We start from the raw sequence: 21,025 nt of genomic DNA on the forward strand, positions 1-21,025 counted from the left end.
ACTTTGTGCTCCTACTGCGGGTTCTCTAAAAGCATTCCGCCGGTCAGCTCCCTCGCGCTTCCCACCCGATGCTCGACGCACCAGCGCTCGAACTGGTCGACCAGCTTTTCGCACGCGCACGGGTCCCAGAAGTTCGCGGTTCCTACCTCGACTGCCGCGGCCCCCGCCAGCATGAACTCGGCGATGTCTTCGGCGGTGCTGATACCGCCCATGCCGATCACCGGGATGTTCACCGAATGCGCCGCCTCGTACACCATGCGAACGGCGATGGGCTTGATGCAAGGCCCGGAAAGTCCCGCCGTGATGTTCGAGATGCGCGGCTTGCGGGTGACGGGATCGATCGCCATCCCCAGGAACGTGTTCACCAGCGAAAGCGCGTCCGCACCGGCGTCTTCAGCCGCGCGTGCCATACGGCCGACGCTGGTCACATTCGGTGAGAGCTTCACAATCAGGGGGCGCTTTGAGTTCGCCTTCGCCGACGACACCACTTCCGACAGCAACGCCGCATCCTGGCCGAAGGTGATGCCCCCGTGCTTCGTGTTCGGGCACGACACGTTCAGTTCGTAGGCCGCAATTCCCTCGCCATCGTTGAGCACTTTGATGACCTCGACATAGTCGTGGACGCTGTAGCCGAAGACGTTGGCCAGCACCATGATGTCTTTGACTTTGCGCAGCAGCGGCAGTTTCTCTTCAACGAAGGCCTGCGCGCCGATGTTCTGCAGCCCTATGGCGTTCAGCATTCCTGCGGCAGTCTCGAACAGGCGCGGCGGCGGATTGCCCGCCATCGGCTCGCGCGAGAGGCCTTTCACGACGAAGCCGCCAAGCTTATTTAGGGTAACGATGTCTTCGAATTCGACGCCGTATCCGAACGTCCCAGAGGCTGCGATGACCGGGTTCTTGAACTTTAGCCCGCAGAACTCGATGCTCATGTCGGGCGGGCCGCGACGGATTGGAGAGGTGCTCATTGGCTCCTAGTGTAAACGACGAACCGAGGATTTTCGCGGAACACGCGGATTGCCCCAGTGCCGTCATCCCGGGCGGAGCCGCACGCCTTTACGGCGGAGTCGAGGTGATCTGCATTTCTTCGCCGATATTCGCGACCCTAACGAAGAACCAACTGAGGACCGAGAACTGAGAACCCCGTGCAAATTCCCCGCCCTTTCCATTACATTAAAGGGTCATGCTTGACTTATCTTTTGTCCGCGATAATCTCCCGCGAGTTGAAGAAATGCTGCGCCAGCGCGGCCAGGTTCCTGATGAAGTGCTGAAGGACTTTCACGCCATCGACCAGAAGCGGCGGGCTGCCATCCAGCAGGTAGAGACGCTCAAGGCGGAGCGCAATCGCATCACCGAAGAAATTGCGCGCCTGAAGAAGAACAAAGAGGACGCCACCGCGCAGATCGAAAAGACCAAGCAGATGCGCGAACAGATCCCCGCCTTAGAAAAAGAAGTCGAAGAGCAGGACTCCAAGCTTCGCGCCATCCTGACCGGCATTCCCAACATACCGCACGAGAGCGTCCCGGTCGGCAAGGACGAGCACGACAACAAGGTCGTGAAGACTTGGGGCGAACCGCCGAAATTCGATTTTCAGCCCAAGCCGCACTGGGAACTCGGCGAAGAGCTCGGCGTACTCGATCTCGAACGCGCCGCCAAACTGACCGGCGCACGCTTTGCGCTGTACTGGGATCTCGGCGCCCGTCTCGAGCGCGCGTTGATGAACTTCATGCTCGACCTGCATACGGGCGAGCACGGCTACACAGAAGTACTGCCGCCCTACATGGTCAACTCCGATTCCATGTACGGCACCGGTCAGTTGCCGAAATTCGCGCAGGACCTGTTCCGCGTGCCGCATGGCGAGCGCGACCTCTGGCTCATCCCGACCGCCGAAGTTCCCGTCACGAATATTTATCGTGACGAAACTCTCGACGCCGCGCGCCTGCCCATCTCGCTGACGGCGTTTACGCCCTGCTTCCGAAGCGAGGCCGGCAGCTATGGCAAAGACGTGCGCGGCATCATCCGCCAGCACCAGTTCCAGAAGGTCGAACTCGTGAAGTTCACCAAGCCCGAAGAATCGTATGAGCAGCATGAGAAGCTCACGCGAGACGCCGAATCCATCCTCGAAGCGCTCGGGCTGCACTACCGCCGCGTGCTGCTCTGTACCGGCGACATGGGCTTCTCATCCGCGAAAACTTACGATCTCGAAGTCTGGCTACCCGGCCAGGGCCTCTTCCGTGAAATCTCCTCCTGCTCCAACTTCGAAGCCTTCCAGGCGCGCCGAGCCAACATCCGCTACCGCCCTGAAGGGAAGAAAGGCACCGAACTCGTCCACACCCTGAACGGCAGCGGGCTCGCGATCGGGCGAACGTGGGTTGCGATCCTCGAGAATTATCAGCAGGCGGACGGCAGCGTGGTGATTCCCGAAGCGCTACGGAAGTATGTGGGGGCGGAGAGGATCACGAAGAAAAGGTAAATGACGGTTGCGCGGGACAGGCCATGGTAAGGAGATATATCTCTTACGAACCTGGATGCACGCGTAAGTGTGGTGCTTAGTTATCTCCGAACGCCCTATAGTGCAACAATGTTCCAGGCGGGACACAGAGAAAGAGATATCGCTTTGTTTCGTCGATAACTTTACCGTTCCAGTTGTCGACTGTGATGCCTACGACTTCATATTTCTTTTGTTTTCGCCCGTCTGTCTTGACGGTTTTCGCGTTGTAGAGAAGCGTGACAACTGAGCCGTTCTTGATTGTTGACAACGGAAAGGGCGCCACGGCATTGTTGCCCTCTGGCAGCCGGCACGGAGCCACGGCAGTCGCCTCAAAGGTCTCGGCGCGATCGCCATGCTTATAAACCAACTTAATGCTGTTGGCCGTTGTGCTCTCTACTGTTCCTGTAAAGGTCCCGCCGTTGTAGCTTGGGGGATAGTAGTTGTTCGGAGCTGTCCCGAATTGCCCCGCCGCGGCAACCTGCAATGACAGCACAATCGCAATTGCGCCCAAACAGTAGACGCTGTGACTGGGCCTCACCATTCAATTACTCCTTTGGCGTTTCGAGCCAGTTCCACAAAAATTTACGGCCGGCATCTTAAACCAGGAAGAGGGCAATTTCCACGATTGTTATCGGTATCGGGGCTTACCTATCGCGATCCACGCCTTCTATCTTCCCGGCCTGATTCCCTTCTGTGGCTGCACGTCGAGCACGATTGCTTGCGGATCGTTAGTGACGCTGACCAGGAACGTGCAGGGTGCATCGAGAAGCATGCCGAGGCGGATGACACCTGGCTCATCCGTAGGTGTCAGCTTGAATTGCGCGATGGGTCCGGCGGGATCGACGGTCGTCGCCTTCATCAGCGGCGAGAGTTGCACGCCGTGGAGATCCACGTAGATGTGATCGGGCGCGGGCTGTGTCTGAAACTGCACGGGGGCGCTTAGGTAAATGGTGACGAAGACATGTCCGGGCGTGACCTGGGTACGGATGTCGCGCACGAAAACAAGGCCGGCCGACGCGGCTTTTACCTCCCCAGAGATAAGGCCACCTGCTGTGGCACCGGATTTGTGGGCCAACTGCTTCCCGGCGATGTAGTCGGCTGTAGGCTCGATGTTAGTGCCAGAGGTGAAGCGCGGAACCGCCCACCACACTGTCAGCAAAGTAAGGACCACGACGATCGTGAGCGCGATGATGCTCGCCAGGCGGCGCCCCGGGTGCTCTTCCGAGAAGAGATAGCTGGTCGCCCTCGCGGGATAGGACGCTTCTTCTTCCGGCGGGCGAGCCCAGTCAAAGTCCTCAGTGGTCTCCGGCTCGGTAACCACTGCCTCGACCGGTTCGAGCGAGGTGGTCAGATCGGGCTCGAACAACGGACGCTCCTCATCCGGCAATTCGATCGACTTGTCGAAAGTCGGCGCCGCGCCGGTGGCGATCAGCGCCTCCCCCAGTGAGCCGACAGGCTTCTCCGGAACCGGCAGCGCCTCGGCCGGCGTCTCGACAAAGGATGTTTCCGAAAGCGCCGCGTCTCGCGGGATTTCCAGCGGCTTTGGTTCGACCTCCGGCGAGAGTTCCCACTTCAGAGATCGCGTCACCTCCCGCGCCATCATCTGCAGGACACGGACATCGTGCGGTGTGAAGTGGTTTGGCTTGTCGGCAAACACGCCGATCACGCCTTCAGGCTTGACTCCACGGAATACCGGAACGTATACGATGGAGCGCACGCCGAAGGTGCGCGAGTGCATTCGATCGACGAAAGGATGGGTTTCGGTATCGCCGCAGAACTGCGGCAGCGCCGTGCGCAGGCATTCGCCCGCAAGCCCGATATTCGCCGCCGGGCGCGAACCCAGTTGTGGCGCCGCCTCGCCGCTCCTCGCGATGCACTCGATGCGGTGCTGGTGCTCAACCGCGATCGCAGCTCCCGAAGCCATCGTCGCCAGCCGTGCCTGTCGTGCCAGTTGCGTCAACTCGTCGGCAATACGGCGCAGATGCCCCATCTGCATCCCGTAGGCAAACGCCAGCACCCGTTCCAGGTTTTTTCGATCCGGATCGGCCTCGGGAATCCACCGCTTGGTGCCACGGTGTTTCGTTTCTATACTCATCGCTCTCTTGGGGCTAAGTTGCTGATTACGAAGTGTGGCGCGTGTTGGCGTAAGTGTCAACCATCGATATCCGCAAATAGTAGCTGGACTTATCCCGCTTTGCCGCTTTTCCATTGGCCATTTTGCCGTTCATTCTTGACTTTGATCGCAGAGTTGCTATAGTCGCGCTCACGGGACTCTCATGAAGAACCTTTACGATCTCCTCCGCCAGAAAGAACTTGCGATGAAACGCCTCGAGAAGGAAATCGAGGCAATCCGTATCGTCATCTCCATGCTTTCCGAAGATGGCGAGCAGCCCGATGCTGCCGATATCAAGCAGGCGATCGCGGCTACAACTGCGGCCATGAACAACAGCCCGGCCGCCGGCGGAACCTATTCGGCCGTCCAGCAGAACGCCCCGGCCGAGACGCCGAAGCTAACCCGCAACTGGCCGTAAACAAGGCTTCCACTGCCCCTGATCCGAGCACAGCCGCGCCGCTTCTGCGTGGCTTTTTGTGCTTCTATTCCTCATTTCGACATTGTCTTCCAGTCGTCAATCTGAAAATCGTCGATCGACAAACCCTCTTGGTTACGCTCGTAACTAGCGACGCCCCGACCTTCTACATACCATTCCATCAATGGGTTATCGGCGGGAAGAGCGTGTTCCGTTGCAGGTGCCGGCGCTTGTCTCCGGGCTGGACCGCCGCGGGCGCGCGTTCATTGAATCCGCCAAGACTCTCGACATCTCCACAGCCGGGGCCCGCATTACGGGGCTCAACACTCAGCTTGACCCTGGCTCCGTCCTCTCCATCCAATTGGGAAACCGCAAGGCTCGCTTTGAAGTGTTGTGGGTCGGCGAACCTGGCTCTTCGCGCGAAGGCGAAATCGGCCTCAAGTGCATCGAAGTCGGCACGCAGACGCGCAAACGAATCATCTATATCGATGACCAGGAGCATGAACTGGAGGCGCGCCGTGGCATGCTCGAGGCAGCCGGCTTCGAAGTCGTGTGCGTGCAGAGCGCGCGCGATGCCGCCGAATACCTCAAGAACTATGGCTTCGACGCGCTCATCCTCGACTTTCCGCTGCCCGGCGTCGATTGCCTCCGGCTGGTGCTGGCGTTGAAGGCCGAAACACCCGAGACCCGCATCGTTCTCTTATCGGGTTATCCGGCGCAGATCCCCGAAGCGCTTCTCGCCGAGGTAGACGCATTCATCCATAAAGGAGAGCCGCGCCAGAAACTGCTGTCAATCCTGGATGAGATGATCGGTAACAGTAGCGTTCTAAAATGGCCGGTGGCGCGTATCAGCTCGCGTTTTGCGATTCATGTCGCAGTGGATGTGAAGGTGTTCCGTTCGGGACACCTCATTGTCATCTCCGGTCGCTCTACCGACCTTAACGAGTTCGGGCTTGGCGCCAAGCTCGAACAAGAACTCGTTCCCGGCGAAATGGTCACGATCGAGTTTCGCTTGCCCATGGCGGATGAAGTGTTCTCCGCCCGAGCGACGGTTCGTCGCCGCAGCAATTCGTGTAACTACGGATTCGAATTCGTCTCCATCGACCCTGCCCAGCGGGCCCGAATTCGCGATCTCTGCGAAGTTCTGCCACCACTGGACGTCCCGCAGCCTGTATAAATGGCGCATGCAGTTTCGCTTCGCGCTATTGCAACTGCTGTTAGGGATCGGCCTGGTGAGCGGTGCCTTCACGGGCAGGGCCTCCATCCGGGGTTTCCAGTATCTGCCGCAAACGACTGCATATCGTGTTCTCTTCTTCGTGTTGGGCGTCATCTTTTTCTGTTGTGGCGTATATTCACTGACTCACTTACATCCTTAACCCATTAGAAATTTCGGCTTTTTGTTCTCCAGTTGCTATCATTGTTCCGTGACTGGTTTCTGGAAAACCGTGAAGGGCTACATCTGGTGGACCTTCCCGCGCGGCAGCTTTCATTACGACGTCATGGTGACGTTGATACTGCTGTTCATCTTCGTCACCCCTATGTTCGTGAATTTCAAGGACAAACCGGCAGAGCGCAAGCCGCATCCAACTCAAGTAGAAGTCGTCCCGGACGGAATTAATGGCTTTATTTTCGAGGTTCAGGCTGCCGCGGTACACGGAAACAGCGACGACCAGATCCGGCAGGATTTAATGCGCGTGATCGAACCGATCGCTGGGGAATCGAAAATCAGCCGTTATGAGCCTGTCCAGGATCTCGGCGGTCGAACCGTGGGTTATCGTGTGTGGGTCCGACGTCAATAATTTCGCTGCTCTGAGAACACGAATGAAACGCAAGATCATAACTGCTCTCTTTCTTACAATCCTTTGCACCGTCGCCGTCGCCCAAGCGAATCCACAACTTGAGAGCGTTCTCAATTCCATGGATCGCGCCGCCTCGGACATGAAGACGGTCCAGACCGACTTCGTGTGGGACCAGTACACGGCTGTCGTCAAGGAACACGATTTCCAGGACGGCACGATGTACTTCCGCCGCAACGGCAACAATGTGGAGATGGCAGCAACCATCACGAAACCCGAGATCAAGCACATTCTGTTCACAAACGGCGTGGTGCAGATCTACGAGCCGAAGATCGAGCAGGTGACGAAATACAATGCAGGAAAGAATCGCGATACGTTCGAGAGCTTCCTCGTCCTGGGCTTCGGCGGCCGCGGCCACGACCTGGAGAAATCGTTCGACGTGAAGTACGGCGGACCTGAAACGGTGAGTGGGGTTGCGACCCAGAAGCTTGTGCTTACGCCGAAATCGGAAAAGATTCGCGATATGTTTCAGACGATCACTCTCTGGATCGACCCGGCGCGCGGCATCAGCGTGCAGCAGAAGTTCGAATCTTCAAGCGGTGATTACCGGCTCGCCACGTATAAGAACATCAAAATCAAAGGGAAGCTGCCGGATGACATCTTCAAACTCCACACAACCGGCAAAACCAGGGTGGTGACGCCGCAGGGCTAGCGTCATCGCGACCAGCAGTGTCAACTCGCAATTCGGGTTTTCGCAATTCGCAAAAGCAAATTGTCTTGAATGGCTGATTGCTGGTCGCAGATAGCTCAGAAGTCTCGGCTAGCAACTTTTACAGGATTTTGTGCTCCTGCAGGCGAATTCAGTGGTCAAATTCCAAGCGCGCGGTATACTCACGCTCTATCAGGCAACGGAGTGGGACGTTGCCGGCTTCCAATAGAAGTTCAGGCACTGTAGCTTTTCGAGAGGTTGTTTTGGCCAAAGTATTTGTAATTCCGAGCCGCCCAAATCCGGATCATCTCAAACGCGAGCGCAGCGCCGATCCCGCGTACATCGAAGGGCAGCGGCTGCTAGTTCAGGCTATGAGCTACCTCGTGAAATCCGACCCTGAGTCGAACCGCCCAGCCCTCGAGCTCCTCTCGGAACACGTGCGCACGAAGTTCCGCATGAGCGACTCCCCGTTGAAACCGCAATAGTAATCACCCTGCACGCTGTAAGAGTCCATCATGTGCAGCCACCAGCGACTCGGCGTGCAAAACATCCAGTCCTCCGCGCCCGGTTTGCCTTTCGCTGCTGCCGCCGCGCGTTCCATCTCTTTGCCGTCGCCGCGCAGGGGCTCCGCATTTGCAGGCGGTGAATGGGGCAGTTCTTTGTATCTGCCGGGATTCTCGTATTAATTGCCTATAGCTAATGGCTTCGCGATTTCTTCATCGACCGAATGCTCAGTGCTGAGTGCTGATTGCTGTCCCCATCCCGCCAAATAACGTGCTCCCAGAATGAACAAACACGGGAAGCACTCCAGCGTGTACCGATCTTCCACTTCTCCCATGTAACCCAGCAGCAAGGTTCGAACGAGCATGTACATGAGGAACATTCCGATATACCGCATCTGCGGTCCGCGCAGCATTCCCATTATCGCTGCGGCCACGAACGCAAAATTCAGTAGCATGAGCGCGACCGCCCAGGAAGAGTCGTGGGGATCGACGGAGAAGCGCCACCAGTGAGTGTCGATGGGCAGCATCTCGGTGCGCGGACGCAGCCAGATGTCTGCCACCTTCAGCAGCGGGATGATGACGCGATACTGAATCGGGTGTTCACGAATATGCCGGTCGGCGATGCGCCCGAACGCGGCGTCCACATCGGGTGGAACTTCGTAATGCTCGTTGTAGCGCGCGATCAGTTGTTGGACTTCAGCCTTCTCTTGCGCATCCGCAAACGCCCGCTCGGGAATATTCTCGAATGGTATCGCCTCGCCTGTGACGTGGAACGCCACATCCTCCAGGCTGGAGTAGTCCACGATCCACGTACTCATCCAGCGATCCAGCCCTGCCGGTTCCGTTTCGCCCGGATCCAATGCCGCCGGATTCACCAGTGGCTGGAATACGTGGAACACGCGCCAATTGCGAATCGTCCACGGCACTAGCGGTACCAGTGACACGGCCAGTACCACCACGCCCGCGCGGAAAAGGAATTTCCTCTCACCGGGGATCACCCACATGCGCAGCAGCATGAATAGCCCGATCGATCCCAGCAGCCAGCCCGTATCTGGCCGCAGCAGGATGCCGTATGCGAGCGCCGCGCCGCAGCCCACCATGGGCCCCAATCGCTTTTCGTCGAACGCGATGATCGCGAACAAGAACGCCAGGCTGGTGCAGAAGATCGTCAGCGTCTCTGTCAGAACTGTTCCCGCGTAGTTCGCGGTAAACGGGCAGAAGGCCGCCAGTACAAACGCGATCTTCGCCGCTCGCTCGTTGATGATTCTGCGGGCGATCGCGGCGATGACGAAGCAGGTCGCCGTATCGATGAATGCGTGCAGAATCATCACCGCGCGCCAGTTATCCTGCCCGAAGAACCGAAACATCAGCGCCAGAAAGTACGGATACCCCGGGAGACGTATCAAAGTCGCGTAATAGCTGCCGTTGTCGCCGGACATTCCGTAGACGTGATAATTGAGCAGCGTCCGGGCAATATTCGCGTAGGTGTAGGTATCGCCGGCGGAAAGGCACGGGATGTAAAGGGCAAAATACAGCCGAAACAGCAGGGCCGCCGGTGTCAGGAGCAGGAAGAATCGCGAATTTTTCCGCAGTAACTCGCGCATTAACTCGATGATAAATCTACTTTGGAAGAGAGCGCAGCAGAATTCCCCCCGTTTGGTCCAATTGACGCAATCTATTCAGACACTTAGCATGTAAGTAGTACTTCCCCCCATGTCCAAACCAGTTTTCTTCGATCCAGAGGGCAAACGCAGAAAGCGTATTCGCCGCATTCTCGACGTCCTCGGCGTCTTGTTCACGCTGCTCGCAGTCTTCTTCGTCGTAACCGTCGTCTCCGACTCGGACATAGGGCAAATTCTTTTTCCGGTGCAAAAAAAGTCCTACCACGCGCTGCTGCAGAAAGAGCGGAAACACCCGAAGAAAATCGGCACGCACCGCAAGACCAAAATCGCCCCCTCGCAAGTCGTCCTCAACAAGGACGAAGGCATCCGGGGGGCATTTTATGTCACCTGGGACGCGGCCAGTTTCTCTTCCCTGCGGGAATATATCCACCAGATCGACCTGCTCTATCCCGAGTGGCTTCACGTACTGACACCTGACGGGCGTCTGCAGGCCGTCACCGAGTTGAACCAGCTCTACAACGTCATTGACAAGAATGGCCGACCGCGCGTTGTTGATGACAAGCTAATGCCATATCTCAAGGCCGAGAAGGCCGAGACCGAAGTTTTCCCCATGGTGAACAACTTCGACCCGGTCGCCAGCGTCTGGAAGGAAAACATCGGCTCATTCCTGAGCGACCCGGGGGCGCGCGCCCGTTTCCGCCGGCAACTCACGACATTTCTTGCCAGCGACAAGTATCGCGGCCTCACGCTCGACTTTGAGGCGTTCCCGCTGTCCGCGCAACCCGGCTATCGCGCGCTCATCCAGGAACTCGCGTCCGACCTTCACGCCAGGGGCATGAAACTGTATGTCGCGGTCCCGGCCAACAATGAGGACTTCGACTACTCCTTCATGTCGAAGTATGCCGACGGATTGATCCTGATGAACTACGACCAGCACTATCCCGGATACCCCGGTGGCGTGCCCGGTCCGATTGCCGGTCAGGACTGGTTCATCAACAACCTGAAGGCGGCACTGAAGGTCATCCCGCAGGACAAGATCATTTGCGCTATCGGCAACTACGGTTACGACTGGATCGTCCACAAAGACCAGAAGCCGTTTGACGGGAACGCGCACAACGTTTCCGTGCAGGACGCGTGGCTCGAGGCACACGACTCCGAAGCCGACATCGACTTCGACCCTGACCAGTTGAACCCGCACTTCTCATATCTCGACGAGGACAATACCAAGCACGAGGTCTGGTATCTCGACGCGGTCACCGCACTAAATGAGATGCGCGCCGCACGCCACCTTGGAATCACGACGTTCGCGCTTTGGCGGCTTGGATCCGAAGACCGTGCGCTCTGGCAGATATGGGATAAGCCGATGGATCCGAACGCCGTCGATAAGCTCCGCGTAATGCCACCGGGACAGGATGTCGACCTCGAAGGAGCCGGCGAAGTGCTCCAGATCGAGGCGCAACCATCAGAGGGTAGTCGCGAACTCGACGTAGACAAAGATACCGGCTACGTCACCGACCAGCGCATAACGGAACTTCCGCTGCCCTACCGTCTCGGCGAATACGGCGGCTCCGATAAGAAGAAGGTTGCGATCACCTTCGACGACGGCCCCGATCCACAATGGACTCCGAGGATTCTGGACATACTGAAGAAGGAGCACGCGACAGCGACCTTCTTCATTATCGGCTCTGAGGCTCAGAACAATATGCGCCTGCTTCGTCGCATTTACGACGAAGGCAACGAGATCGGCAACCATACCTTCCTGCATCCGGACATCAGCGACGTCTCGAAAACATACATGAAGGTCGAGTTGAACCTTACCGAGCGCCTCTTCGCCGGCGTGCTTGGCATCAAGACGCGGTTGTTCCGGCCGCCATATTCCATCGACCAGGAGCCTGATACCGAAGACCAGGTTCGTCCGCTCGAACTCACACAGTCGCTCGGATATCTCACGATTGGCGACAAGATCGACCCCAACGACTGGCACGATAATCCGCGGCAGAGCGCCGAGCAGGTCACCGCATCGGTCATGTCGCAGTTGGGTAATGGCAACATCATCCTGCTGCACGATGGCGGTGGAGACCGCTCGCAAACGGTCCGTGCCCTCCCCATGATCATCGAGGGTCTGCGCGCCCGCGGCTACGAAATCGTTCCCGTCTCCGAACTGCTCGGCAAAACTCGCGAACAGGTGATGCCGACCGTAAAGGGTGCTGACCGCTTCTGGGCGCAAATCGACCTCGTTGGATTTCTGCTGGGCAATTTCCTGAACACGCTCATTGTCGCCGTGTTCTTTGTCGGCGATATTCTCATGACCGGGCGGCTCGTCGGTGTAGGCGCGCTGGCCATCTTCGATCGCTTCCGCCGTCGCGGCCAGGGTAAGGCCAGGGATGCGGCAGGCTATGAACCGGATGTCGCGGTTCTCATCCCGGCCTACAACGAAGAAAAAGTAATCGAGCGCACGATACGCGCCGTGCTGGATTCCGATTACACGCGGCTGCGAGCCATTGTCATTGACGACGGGTCCACCGATCGCACGTACGAGGTTGTGAACGACTCGTTCGCTCCGGAAATTGCAGCCGGCCGGGTGACGCTCCTCACACAACCAAACGGCGGCAAGGCGCGCGCTCTCAACTGCGGCCTTCAACACGTGACGGAGGAAATTTTCGTCGGGATCGACGCCGACACCGTCATCGCGCCGGATGCAATCGGTTACCTCGTTCCAAACTTTATCGACCCGAAACTCGGCGCACTGGCCGGCAACGCCAAGGTCGGCAACAAGATCAATCTCTGGACACGCTGGCAGGCGCTGGAGTACATCACAAGCCAGAACTTCGAGCGGCGCGCCCTGAACACTTTCTCTGCCGTGAGCGTCGTGCCCGGCGCAATCGGCGCGTGGCGAACCGAAGCCGTGCGCGAATGTGGCGGGTATCACGTCGATACCGTCGCCGAAGATGCCGATCTCACGATGGCGCTGTTACAGGCCGGATACAAGGTCGAATACGAAGACCGCGCGATTGCATACACCGAAGCCCCGCACAACGCGCGCGGCTTAATGCGGCAGCGCTTCCGCTGGTCCTTCGGAATCCTGCAGGCCGTCTATAAGCATCGGCGGGCAACAGTGCGCGAAGGCGCGCTCGGCTGGATCGCCATCCCTAACATCATCATCTTCCAGATCCTGCTGCCGATCGTTTCGCCATTCATCGACATCATGTTCGCCTACGGCGCGCTCAAGTACTGGATCTGGGACCGCCACTTCCATCCCGACACCGCCGACCCGGCAAGTTTCCAGAAGCTGGTAATTTACTTCGCGCTGTTCATGATCATCGACTTCATCGCCTCGACAATCGCTTTCAGCCTTGAGCGTCGCCGCCGCGGCCATGGACATGACTGGTGGCTCCTCGGACAGGTTTGGCTGCAGCGCTTCGCCTACCGCCAGTTGTTCTCGGTAGTCCTGATGAAGACCATCAAGCGCGCTATGGAGGGCGAAAGCTTCGCCTGGGACAAACTCGAACGCCGCGCCACCGTGAAGGCCCAACCCGCGGTACCGGTCGGCGCGGGACGAAATGATTAGTGTTCTCGTTACCCGATGAAACGACTTCCCTTCCGCCAGCATCTATTCTCCTGAGATCTCTCCGTGCTCGAACTAGTCGCCTTTCTACTGAAACACGGCTACACGCTGCTTTTCGCCTGGGTCTTCGGCGAACAGATCGGGCTGCCCATCCCCGCATCACCCGTCCTGCTCGCGGCCGGAGCCCTCGCCGGAACGCAGCGGATGTACTTTTCGGTCGTGCTGGCCGTCAGTCTCGTCGCGGCGCTCAGTTCGGACCTGATCTGGTACGGAATCGGCAAACGAAAAGGCGCGAGCGTGTTGCGTTTGCTGTGCCGCATCTCACTTGAGCCCGATTCATGCGTGCGTCGCACCGAGAGCCTTTACGAGAAGTATGGCGAAAAGTCCCTGCTGTTCGCGAAGTTCGTTCCCGGCCTGAACACCGCTGCGTCACCGGTTGCCGGAATGTTCCAAATGCCACTCGGCCGCTTCCTGCTGTTCGACACGGCCGGCGTTCTTCTCTGGTCAGGGAGTTTCATTGGAATGGGTTGGCTTTTCAGCAATCAACTTGAGAACGTCGCATTCTACTTTCGACGGCTCGGATTCTGGCTGGTGCTGCTGCTTGGGATGACTCTGGCTGCTTACATCTTGCAGAAGTATGAGGACCGGCGCCGCTTCCTGAAGTCGCTTGCGAAAGACCGCATCACCGTCGACCAACTGAAAGGAATGCTCGATCGCGGTCACCCGGTCACGATTATCGATCTCCGCCACGCCCTCGATGCCCTGCCCGACCCCCGTACCCTGCCCGGCGCACTGCGAATGGAACCGAGCGAACTCCGCGCGCGCCAAATGGAAATACCCCGCGACCGCGGCGTCGTACTCTATTGCACTTGACCCAACGAAGCCACGAGCGCCCGGGTGGCGCTCGAATTACGGCGGTTAGGCATCACTGACGTTCATCCGCTGGAAGGCGGCTGGCACGAGTGGAAGTCCAAGGGCTACCCGCTTCAACATCCAGGAGAACTGGGCGCGACCGCGTAATTACCCGATTTCCAGGTTCTCCCCGAGCGCGTGGTCATAAATCACTCTCGGCTCGGTACTCTGGACGGCGGAGAAGTTCACCACTGGCGGCGTAGGTTCGACGCTCCGAATCCCCCATATATCTTTCGAGTACTCGGCAATCGTCCGGTCGCTGGAGAAGTAGTGCGACCGCGCGGTGTTGAGGATCGCCTTCCTTTGCCAGGTTTTCTGGTCGAGGTAGTCGCACTCGATTTCGCCGTTTGTATACACGTATGACGACAGGTCGGCAATATGGAAGAAGCGGTCTCCGCGGTTTACCAGCTCGTCGAAGATCCAGCGGAACAGTCCTGGCTCGTGCTTCGAAAACCGGTCGTTGGTGAACGAGTCCAGCACGCGTTTAATATGCAGATCCTTCTCGTACATCTCGCGCGGATTGTAGACACCGTTCTTCTGCATCGACAGAATCTCTTCCGCGCGCAGCCCGAAGATGTAGATGTTCTCTTCCCCGACAGCTTCCGCGATTTCTATGTTCGCCCCGTCCCACGTCGCGATGGTCAGAGCTCCATTCATCGTGAGCTTCATATTGCCGGTGCCGCTGGCTTCCATGCCTGCCGTCGAAATCTGCTCGCTCAGGTCCGCCGCCGGAATAATCGTCTCCGCCAGTGATACGCGATAATCCGGCAGGAAGGTCACCTTCAGCCGGTCCTTCACCCGAGGATCGTCGTTCACAACCTCGGCGACATTGTGGATCAGCTTGATGATCTGCTTCGCCGCCCAGTATCCCGGCGCCGCCTTGCCCGCGAACACGACCGTGCGCGGAACCGCGATCTCCTCGCCGTCCTCAACAACCCGCAGGTAATCCGCAATGACACGCAGAACGTTGAGCAGTTGTCGCTTGTACTCGTGAATACGCTTGATCTGCACGTCGAACAGCGCGTCGGGGTCCGCCTTCACGCCGGTCTGCTCGTGAATAATTCGCGCCAGGCGAACCTTGTTCTTGCGCTTCACATCGGCGAATTTTGACTGGAATCCGGCATCGTTCGCGAACTCTTCCAGTCGCCGCAACTCGCCTAACTCCACAATCCACTTCTCGCCAATTGTTTCGGACAGCAGCTTGGAAAGCCCAGGGTTTGCCTTCAGCAGCCAACGACGGGGCGCGACGCCATTCGTCTTGTTGCTGAACTTGTCGGGCCACAGCTGCGCGAAATCCGGCACAAGAGTCTTCTCAAGTAGTTCGCTGTGCAGCTTCGAGACACCATTCACAGCGTGAGAGCCGACGATCGCCAGGTGCGACATCTTCACCTGCTTCTCAAAACCTTCCTCGATGATCGACATGCGCCGGATCTTCTCGCCGTCAACCCACGAATACGCATGCAGGCTCTTCAGGAACTGGTAATTGATCCCGAAGATGATCTGCATATGCCGCGGCAGTACGCGCTCCATCAGCGACACGGACCAACGCTCCAGGGCCTCCGGCAGCAGCGTGTGATTCGTATACGCACACGTTGCCCGCGTGATTTCCCACGCGTAGTTCCACTCGAGATTGTGCTCGTCCACCAGCACGCGCATCAGCTCCGCCACCGCCAGCGCCGGATGCGTGTCGTTCATCTGGATCGCCACTTTTCCGGGAAAATGATCGAAGTTGGAGTGATCCTGCAGATAGCGCCGCACGATATCGCGCACCGCACACGCCACCAGGAAGTACTCCTGCACCAGCCGCAATTCCTTACCCGCCATCACAGAGTCCGACGGATAGAGCACGCGAGAAATGTTTTCCGTCCCAATCTTCTGTTCGATTGCGCGAATGTAGTCGCCGCGGTTGAAGATCTCAATGTCGAAGTCTTCCGACGCGTGTGCCGAAAATAGCCTCAGGAAGTTGACCGTCGTGCCGTTGTATCCAGCCACCGGGACGTCGCTGGGAATTCCCACGACGATCTTGTGATCCAGCCACTCCTGCCGGAAATTCTCTTCCGGGTCGCTCGAGTTCACCACCCGCCCATAGATGGGAATTACTACAGCTTCTTCATTGCGCGGCAACAGGAAGGGCGTTCCGCCCGATTTCCAGCGGTCGGGCTTCTCGCGCTGGAAGCCGTTGACGATCTCCTGCCGGAACAGTCCGTACTCGTAATCGATGCCGTAGCCGAAACCCGGCATGTTCATCGTCGCCAGCGATTCCAGGAAACACGCCGCCAGCCGCCCGAGGCCACCATTACCCAGCCCGGCGTCCGGCTCGCTCTCCAGAACCTCATCCAGATTGATTTTTTTCTCGGCGAGAACCTGTCGCGCCAGTTCCTCGAGCCGCAGGTTGCACATGGCGTCGCCCACCAGGCGCCCCATGAGAAATTCCATCGAAAGATAGTAGAGACGCTTCGCCCCCGCGTTACGGTATCTCCGCTCTGTCTCCAGCATCCGGTCGACGAGTTGGTCCCGTATCGCCAGCGACAAAGCGGGCAAAACCTCTGCCGGAACCTCTGGAACACCCTCACGTACAAACGTGTAGCGCAGATGGAAATCGATGGCGTCCCGCAGAACATCCGCGGGCCTGACCTGGTTCAGATAATTCGTTGCCGACATAATGGGTGCCCCACCGCCCGGGTGCCCATCCTAACGCGCGCTTCTCGCGTTAGGGTGGGATAGTTCTGCCGAATTGTCCGCGCGCTGCAGGGCCGTATTTTCCGCTCTTCGGTTCGCCCGATCTTCGGTTCTTCCGGTGCTTCTCGGTTCCTCGGTTGCTTTCAGTTTTGCCGTTTTTCCGATTTGCCGTCCGTCTGATTGTAACTGACTAGCCCATCCCCAGACACATTCGCTTGCGCGTTTCCCGCCCGTGCCATAAGGTCAATCCCTCAACTTCCACAATTCAAAGAACTGATCTCAACGCAAGCTTTTGTTGATGCACCCGAAACGGTGCACTGGACGGGCGTTTTCATGCATTTTTAAATTTTCAGAGTCACTGGAAAGTGTTCTAATCAACTTGCGTCGCAAGACGTAATTCACCAGTTTCCCCAGGGTATTTCGCACGACTGATGACGAAGTCCGTGCCGGGCAAGTCCCCTCCAATCCTTGTCGGGCGCACAACAACGAACTTGTAAGTAAAGAAATTGAACTCCCGGCTCGGACCGGTGCGTCTCGGGACCGTGCGAGTGTGAGCTTTGTAGTTCTCAGGAGAGCATCATGAAAGCTGTTTTCCCCACATCCCAACTCCGAAAACTGTGCATTCTATTGACTGTGTCTTTAGTCTTTCCGGCCATCCTGTTCGCGCAAAGCGCCGGGGTCGGGTCCGTTTCCGGCGTCGTGGAAGACTCCACGGGCGCGGTGGTCCCGGGCGCTCACATCGTCCTCGACAACACGGCCAAAGGAGTTCACCGCGAAACCGACAGTAGTTCAGCGGGCGTTTTCAATTTCGCGGCTCTTGTTCCGGCTGCCGGCTACACCGTGACGGTCACCAAGAGCGGCTTTGCCAATTATGTCGTGAAAGACATCACCATCCAGGTCGGCAACAACGTCGATCTTCGGGCCGCGCTCCGCGTTGCAGCCAGCGGCACGGAAGTCGTAGTGACCGGCGAAGCGCCCCTCGTCGATCCCACCAAGACCGATAACTCCGCAGTTGTCAACCAGCAGCAGATCCAGGACTTGCCGATCAACGGCCGGCGCGTCGACTCATTCGTCCTGCTTACGCCCGGCGTCAGCAACGACTTTGTTTACGGCCTGCTGACCTTCCGCGGCGTCGCCGGGCAGAACGCATTCCTGGTAGACGGCGTGGACACGACCGAAGGCTTCTACGGCGAAAACGCCGGACGTACCCGTATCGCCACACAGATCTCGCAAGATGCCGTCGATCAGTTCCAGGTGGTCACTTCGAACTACTCGGCGGAATTCGGACATGCCATGGGCGGCGTAGTCAACACCGTCACCAAGAGCGGCGGCAACGCCGTACACGGCACCGCCTACTGGTTCTATCGCAGTACCGGCTTCAATGCTAAGGACTATTTCGCCCAGTTCAATCCCTCAGAAAAACGTAACCAGATGGGCGGAAACGTCGGCGGACCGATCATCAAAGACAAACTTTTCTATTTCGTTAACTTTGAAGCTACGCGACGCAACTTCCCGATGGTCAGCAGCATTAAGAGCGGCAACGCGGTTGACGGCGACACCCAGACTTGGAAATCGTGCGGTGTTGCCAGCGGAGGATTCCCGGCCGCCACGCCCGAGCAATGCGCCGCCATCAATGCGCTCCTGCCACGTTTCTACGGCACAATTCCCCGCAGGCTGGACCAGGAGCTTTATCTTGCGAAACTCGATTACCGTCTGAACGACCGCAACACCCTGAGTGCCAGTTTCAACTTCCTGCACTCCATTTCGCCGAATGGCATCCAGACCGGCGCCGTTTCGACGAGCGGCTCGGCTCTTACCAGCAACGGTGACGACTACGTCACCGTGAAAAACGGCCGGCTGCAGTGGCTGACAACTCCGACCAATTCCTTGTCCAACGAATTCCGCTTCGGGTTGGCCACTGACCGGCAGGCCGACTCCCCGAACCCTGCTTTGCTCGGTGAAGGACTCGGATTGCTCGCCGTCAGCGTTTATGGGACCAACATTGGCGCGACCAACTATTTGCCCCGCGTGGAACCCAACGAGCGCCGCTTCGAGTTCACCGACAATCTGACTTGGGTGAAAGGCAAGCACACTTTTAAGTTCGGCACCGATATCGCCACCACCCACGATTACGTCTACTACGTCAGCAACTACAACGGCAGTTACAGCTACCAGAACGTCAATGCTTTCGCCCTGGATTATTCCGGCAATGACGGGACGAAGCACTGGCAGTCTTATTCTCAGACGTTCGGCAAACCGGACATAGCGTTTACGCAAAACGACTGGGCCTTCTACGCGCAAGACCAGTGGCGCGCTACCGATAAACTGGTTCTGACGCTCGGCGCGCGCTACGAATACACGCAACTGCCACAGCCAAAGGTGTGCAACCCGGATTACACTCAGACCTGCCACATCTCGTCAGACAATCTGAATCTGGCGCCACGAATTGGCGTTACCTATCAACTCGATCCTAAGACTGTGCTCCAGGCTGGATATGGCATGTTCTTTGCCCGATTCCAGGGCGGCACCATAGATAACCTGTTCACCAGCGGCAACGGCCTGTATCAAACTAGTATCTCGCTCGCATCGACTCAGTCGGCGCAACTCGCGGCCGGCCCAGTATTTCCAGACATCCTCTCGTCAGTTCCCAGCTCTGCCAGGGTCTCGGCAGCCAACCTGCAATACATGGCGCCGGGCATCCGCACGCCTTACTCCGAGCAGGCTAACTTCGGCATCCAGCACGAGATCGCGAAAAATACCGTGCTCGACGTCTCGTACCTTTGGAGTCGAGGATTGCAGCTCATTGGCGTCCGCGACATGAACCTTCCAACCACCAGCACCCCCTTCACTTACATAATCGAAGACGAAAACGGCAACCAGACCGGAACCTACACCACCGACATCGTGACCGGCACTCGTCCCGATACCCGTTACGGAAGGATCTCAATGGACGAGAACGCCATCAACAGCTACTACAATGCGTTATCCGCGCAGTTGAACCAGCGCTTCTCGCATGGCTTCACCGCAATGGCGTCTTACACTTGGGCGCATGAGATCGACGATGGCCAGCAATATGGCGGAGGTACCAACAACCTCTTCATGGACACCCCCTATTACTGGCTGAACAATGGCGATTACAAGTCTGATAAGGGGAGCGGCAACCTCGATCAGCGCCATCGATTCGTGCTCTCCTGGGCTTGGGCACCGACATTTACCAGTCGTACCGATGCTTTCTCGAAGTACTTCGTGAATGGCTGGCAGCTGTCCAACATCACTACGCTGGCTACCGGCCACCCGAGCGGCAGTTTGACGGCGTATAAGAACTCCACCAAGGACGTACCCGGCATGTTCTCCACTTACAGTCTGAATGGGACGGGCTTCAGTTCACGCGTTCCCTGGCTGCCGGTGAATAGTTACTACCTGCCGAACTTCTACCGGGCCGATATGAGGATCAGCAAGATCATCCCAATCGGAGCCGAGCATGGTAAGTCGCTGGCTCTCAACTTGGACGTATTCAATATTGCCAACAACTGGTCTGCAACCAGCTACGCGAGCAGCCAGGCCTACAAAGAAGTCTCAACAGGCGTGCTCCAGAAGACGCCGACTGTACCCACACCGGGTGCGACCCTGCTATATACCCCGAGCGCCGACGCCCTCGCTCCCGACGGGACGCAAGCGCGCCGTTTGCAGGTAAGCGCACGGTTCAACTTCTAACATCCTGAAAACCACTCAGGCCCGATGCTTCAGCATCGGGCCTTTCTTTTTTCATCCGCGACTTCGTGCTAGTTTGTCCCTTCCTCAACTCAAGATTTCAAAAAAATCTGTCAAGAGACAAAAACTGTCACTTTCGCCGCAAAATCTTCATTCCAGTCGAAATAAAGTTTCGCCCCAAATGTCACACCACCCCACCCCAATCTGCTATTCTGAAAATAGGGAAGAATATAAGGCGTCCGTCAGTCGGACGCCTTTTGCATTTGTTATCGTCGGCATGTCGCTGGCCCTGGCGGGTGTCCCGCCGCCGCTTGTCTCTGTTCCCGAAGGACAAGTTGCGAGCCGCAAAACGTAAATCTATGTCCGATAACGTGTGGGATTTCAGGAGGTTGTCCATTCGGAAGAAACCGGAGAAGCTGATTTTGCTGAGCAATCCACTTTCAGGAGACGACCGAATGGACATCCATCAGAATGCCCGACTTACCCTGTTTCGTCGAGAGCAACTTGCCCTC

At 57.8% G+C, this 21,025-nt stretch carries 15 protein-coding genes; 10 read left to right on the top strand and 5 right to left on the bottom strand.

Annotation, left to right across the window (positions count from 1 at the left end):
• Positions 1 to 11 precede the first annotated feature (11 nt).
• Positions 12 to 965 carry a dihydroorotate dehydrogenase gene (locus ROO76_20080; GenBank protein MDT8070472.1) on the bottom strand — a complete coding sequence of 318 codons (954 nt, stop codon included), beginning with the start codon at positions 963 to 965 and terminating at the stop codon, positions 12 to 14.
• Between the two features lie 215 nt (positions 966 to 1,180).
• Here ROO76_20080 and serS point away from each other — a divergent pair, with 215 nt between their 5' ends.
• Positions 1,181 to 2,470, top strand: a complete 1,290-nt coding sequence (gene serS / locus ROO76_20085; GenBank protein MDT8070473.1) for a serine--tRNA ligase — start codon at positions 1,181 to 1,183, stop codon at positions 2,468 to 2,470.
• 76 nt (positions 2,471 to 2,546) lie between these two features.
• On the opposite strand, the gene ROO76_20090 is transcribed toward serS, so the two are convergent.
• Together ROO76_20090 and ROO76_20095 are read right to left on the bottom strand one after the other, a co-directional pair.
• Positions 2,547 to 3,029: a hypothetical protein gene (locus ROO76_20090; GenBank protein MDT8070474.1), complete on the bottom strand. Its 483-nt coding sequence runs from the start codon at positions 3,027 to 3,029 to the stop codon at positions 2,547 to 2,549.
• Between the two features lie 126 nt (positions 3,030 to 3,155).
• Positions 3,156 to 4,583 carry a GAF domain-containing protein gene (locus ROO76_20095; GenBank protein MDT8070475.1) on the bottom strand — a complete coding sequence of 476 codons (1,428 nt, stop codon included), beginning with the start codon at positions 4,581 to 4,583 and terminating at the stop codon, positions 3,156 to 3,158.
• Positions 4,584 to 4,764: 181 nt separating this feature from the next.
• Here ROO76_20095 and ROO76_20100 point away from each other — a divergent pair, with 181 nt between their 5' ends.
• The 5 genes from ROO76_20100 to ROO76_20120 all read left to right on the top strand — a co-directional run bounded on the left by ROO76_20100 (position 4,765) and on the right by ROO76_20120 (position 8,006).
• Positions 4,765 to 5,019 carry a hypothetical protein gene (locus ROO76_20100; protein MDT8070476.1) on the top strand — a complete coding sequence of 85 codons (255 nt, stop codon included), beginning with the start codon at positions 4,765 to 4,767 and terminating at the stop codon, positions 5,017 to 5,019.
• A 181-nt stretch (positions 5,020 to 5,200) separates the two neighbouring features.
• Positions 5,201 to 6,193, top strand: a complete 993-nt coding sequence (locus ROO76_20105) for a PilZ domain-containing protein (GenBank protein MDT8070477.1) — start codon at positions 5,201 to 5,203, stop codon at positions 6,191 to 6,193.
• A gap of 247 nt (positions 6,194 to 6,440) precedes the next feature.
• Entirely contained in the window at positions 6,441 to 6,815 is a 375-nt protein-coding gene (locus ROO76_20110; protein MDT8070478.1) for a hypothetical protein, read from the top strand.
• Between the two features lie 22 nt (positions 6,816 to 6,837).
• The gene (locus ROO76_20115; protein MDT8070479.1) at positions 6,838 to 7,524 is read left to right on the top strand and encodes an outer-membrane lipoprotein carrier protein LolA; all 687 of its coding nucleotides are present in this window, start codon (positions 6,838 to 6,840) and stop codon (positions 7,522 to 7,524) included.
• Between the two features lie 260 nt (positions 7,525 to 7,784).
• Positions 7,785 to 8,006: a hypothetical protein gene (locus tag ROO76_20120; protein MDT8070480.1), complete on the top strand. Its 222-nt coding sequence runs from the start codon at positions 7,785 to 7,787 to the stop codon at positions 8,004 to 8,006.
• Positions 8,007 to 8,203: 197 nt separating this feature from the next.
• Here ROO76_20120 and ROO76_20125 read toward each other — a convergent pair whose 3' ends face one another.
• On the bottom strand, positions 8,204 to 9,628 hold the full coding sequence (locus ROO76_20125; protein ID MDT8070481.1) for a glycosyltransferase family 39 protein: 1,425 nt from the start codon (positions 9,626 to 9,628) through the stop codon (positions 8,204 to 8,206).
• 109 nt (positions 9,629 to 9,737) lie between these two features.
• Between ROO76_20125 and ROO76_20130 the strand changes: the two genes are divergently transcribed.
• The 3 genes from ROO76_20130 to ROO76_20140 all read left to right on the top strand — a co-directional run bounded on the left by ROO76_20130 (position 9,738) and on the right by ROO76_20140 (position 14,231).
• On the top strand, positions 9,738 to 13,214 hold the full coding sequence (locus tag ROO76_20130) for a glycosyltransferase (GenBank protein MDT8070482.1): 3,477 nt from the start codon (positions 9,738 to 9,740) through the stop codon (positions 13,212 to 13,214).
• Positions 13,215 to 13,277: 63 nt separating this feature from the next.
• Positions 13,278 to 14,084, top strand: coding sequence for a VTT domain-containing protein (locus tag ROO76_20135; protein ID MDT8070483.1), 807 nt, complete (start codon positions 13,278 to 13,280; stop codon positions 14,082 to 14,084).
• A gap of 24 nt (positions 14,085 to 14,108) precedes the next feature.
• The gene (locus ROO76_20140) at positions 14,109 to 14,231 is read left to right on the top strand and encodes a hypothetical protein (protein MDT8070484.1); all 123 of its coding nucleotides are present in this window, start codon (positions 14,109 to 14,111) and stop codon (positions 14,229 to 14,231) included.
• On the opposite strand, the gene ROO76_20145 is transcribed toward ROO76_20140, so the two are convergent.
• Positions 14,232 to 16,784 carry a glycogen/starch/alpha-glucan phosphorylase gene (locus ROO76_20145; GenBank protein ID MDT8070485.1) on the bottom strand — a complete coding sequence of 851 codons (2,553 nt, stop codon included), beginning with the start codon at positions 16,782 to 16,784 and terminating at the stop codon, positions 14,232 to 14,234. It abuts the gene before it with no gap.
• 597 nt (positions 16,785 to 17,381) lie between these two features.
• On the opposite strand from ROO76_20145, the gene ROO76_20150 reads away from it, so the two are divergent.
• Positions 17,382 to 20,516: a TonB-dependent receptor gene (locus ROO76_20150; GenBank protein MDT8070486.1), complete on the top strand. Its 3,135-nt coding sequence runs from the start codon at positions 17,382 to 17,384 to the stop codon at positions 20,514 to 20,516.
• Positions 20,517 to 21,025: the final 509 nt, after the last annotated feature.

Source organism: Terriglobia bacterium, from assembly GCA_032252755.1.
In the GTDB taxonomy this organism is placed as follows: domain Bacteria; phylum Acidobacteriota; class Terriglobia; order Terriglobales; family Acidobacteriaceae; genus JAVUPY01.

Bases quoted from the DNA above. Each gene is read 5' to 3' on its own strand.
- ROO76_20080 (MDT8070472.1), bottom strand. From the start codon at position 965: ATGAGCACCTCTCCAATCCGTCGCGGCCCGCCCGACATGAGCATCGAG.
- serS (MDT8070473.1), top strand. From the start codon at position 1,181: ATGCTTGACTTATCTTTTGTCCGCGATAATCTCCCGCGAGTTGAAGAA.
- ROO76_20090 (MDT8070474.1), bottom strand. From the start codon at position 3,029: ATGGTGAGGCCCAGTCACAGCGTCTACTGTTTGGGCGCAATTGCGATT.
- ROO76_20095 (MDT8070475.1), bottom strand. From the start codon at position 4,583: ATGAGTATAGAAACGAAACACCGTGGCACCAAGCGGTGGATTCCCGAG.
- ROO76_20100 (MDT8070476.1), top strand. From the start codon at position 4,765: ATGAAGAACCTTTACGATCTCCTCCGCCAGAAAGAACTTGCGATGAAA.
- ROO76_20105 (MDT8070477.1), top strand. From the start codon at position 5,201: ATGGGTTATCGGCGGGAAGAGCGTGTTCCGTTGCAGGTGCCGGCGCTT.
- ROO76_20115 (MDT8070479.1), top strand. From the start codon at position 6,838: ATGAAACGCAAGATCATAACTGCTCTCTTTCTTACAATCCTTTGCACC.
- ROO76_20125 (MDT8070481.1), bottom strand. From the start codon at position 9,628: ATGCGCGAGTTACTGCGGAAAAATTCGCGATTCTTCCTGCTCCTGACA.
- ROO76_20130 (MDT8070482.1), top strand. From the start codon at position 9,738: ATGTCCAAACCAGTTTTCTTCGATCCAGAGGGCAAACGCAGAAAGCGT.
- ROO76_20145 (MDT8070485.1), bottom strand. From the start codon at position 16,784: ATGTCGGCAACGAATTATCTGAACCAGGTCAGGCCCGCGGATGTTCTG.
- ROO76_20150 (MDT8070486.1), top strand. From the start codon at position 17,382: ATGAAAGCTGTTTTCCCCACATCCCAACTCCGAAAACTGTGCATTCTA.